Origin of the sequence: Streptomyces sp. NPDC005784 (genome assembly GCF_042871525.1) — a bacterium.
Taxonomy (GTDB): domain Bacteria; phylum Actinomycetota; class Actinomycetes; order Streptomycetales; family Streptomycetaceae; genus Streptomyces.
The window spans coordinates 1-1,938 of sequence record NZ_JBIAIQ010000113.1; the positions used below are offsets into that span (position 1 = coordinate 1).

Genomic DNA, 1,938 nt, shown 5'->3' on the forward strand with positions numbered 1-1,938 from the left:
GGTCGGGTAGCCGGAGGGAACTTCCCCCTCCGGCTCCCACAGAACCGTGCGTAACAGTCTCCCGTTACACGGCTCTTGTCACCCTGAGCACCAGAAGTGGCGGGCAAACCGCCAGTGGAAAAACATCCCTGGGTATCGCTGTGTGATTCCCTGGAAGCATTCCTTGGCCTTCTTGAAACCCGCGAGCCGCTTGTACTTTCGGCGGATCCAGCGCACCAGATAGGCGTTGACGCGCCGCAGGAGGGGCTCCAGTGCGGAGCGGTAGTACGCCCCGTAGTACTGGATCCAGCCCTGCACGATCGGGTTGATGAACCGTGCGAGTTGAGCGAAGGTATGGCGGGTGCGCCGATGAATACGCCAACTGCGTACCTCGGTACTCATTCTCTTCAAGGCATCCTTGCTGACCGCCGGCAGAAAGCACCGGAAGGTCACCCCGTGCCTGCTGCGGGCCGCGCGGGCTCGGAACGTGAACCCCAGGAACGTGAACGACGTCTGCGTGTATGCGCCCCGCCGGTTCGCGTCCTTGCAGTAGACGATCCGGGTCTTGGCCGGGTGCAGACGCAGCCCGACCTCCTCCATCCGGTTCCCGATCGCCTCGACCAGTCTCCTGGCCTGACGCTCGCTGACGCAGTGCACGACCGCGTCATCCACATACCGCTCGAACGGGATGTCAGGGAACTCCCGAGCCATCCACACGTCGAACGCGTAGTGCAGGAACAGATTCGCCAACACAGGCGAGACCGCTGAACCTTGAGGGGTTCCGCGGTCCCGCCTCTGCAAGGTGCCGTCGGGCAATTGGAGCGGTGCCCGGAGCCACCGTTCCACATACAACTTCACCCAAACGACGTCGGTATGAGCCTCCACCGCCTTGACGATGAGGTTCCAGGGGACGCTGTCGAAGAACTTCTGGATGTCCAGATCGACCACCCAGTCCCTCTTCCATGTCCTTTCCCGGCATTTCTCCACCGCGTCCAGAGCGGACCGTCCAGGCCGATACCCGAAAGAATCGGAGTGGAATACCGGTTCCACCTTCCGTTCCAGCCGGGCGGCGACCACGGTTTGCGCAATCCTGTCCGCGACCGTGGGAACACCAAGAATCCTGACGCCGCCATGCGACTTCGGAATCTCTACCGCTCGCACCGGAGGCGGAAAATAACTGCCCGAAGACATTCGATTCCAGACCTTGTAGAGGTTCCTCCTCAGATCCTTCTCGAACTCCTCAATCGTGCAGCCATCCACCCCCGGCGCACCCTTGTTCGCCCTAACCTTCTCCCATGCCTCCCATACTTCCCACTTCGAGATAGTGAACGACTTCTCTGACGCTTTCAGCGCATCCATGCGACTCCTCCCAGGGAACGCCTGGTTGATCGGACGAACACAGCCACGGATGACCCGGTCCCTTCGCTCCACCTCCATTACAGAGGCTTCAGCACTACTACGGACCGGTCCGCCAGCGAGCCCCGTATCGGTACTCAGCCCCTCACGGTTTCCGCCGTTTCGGGGCGCTCCCTGCGGTCGCCCATACGGGCAACAGCACGAGGCTCGCCTTCCCACGTTCCACGCGAAAGCAGCAGACCAGGCTCGCGTCGCCTCCATGCCGGGCACCATCTGGCCAGTAAATCGGGTTTCCGCCAGACTTGTCCTGGAGCCATATCTACACCCCCAGTTTCGATGCCGTCTGAGTATGTTTTCGACACGTCATCAGCGATTCGCTTGCGCTCGCCTTCCTGATCCCCACCTGACGTCTCGCGGACGCCTTTTCCACATCGCTCACCACGACGGTCTTCAGCCAACGCAGCATGTGGCGGTTTGAAGCCTCCCCCCGCAGGGCGGCTCCGAAGGGCCTACCTTCATCTTTCACGCAGCACCGCATTCCAAAGGGCACCTACCTGAACATCAATTACCCCTCTTCATGCGTTCGTGGCACACCGACATCAC

General features: G+C 61.4%; 1 protein-coding gene. It reads right to left on the minus strand.

Features of this window, described 5'->3' with window-relative positions; translation table 11 throughout:
• Positions 1-78 precede the first annotated feature (78 nt).
• On the minus strand, positions 79-1,338 hold the full coding sequence (gene ltrA / locus ACFYR3_RS45715; protein WP_389288354.1) for a group II intron reverse transcriptase/maturase: 1,260 nt from the start codon (positions 1,336-1,338) through the stop codon (positions 79-81).
• Positions 1,339-1,938 lie beyond the last annotated feature (600 nt).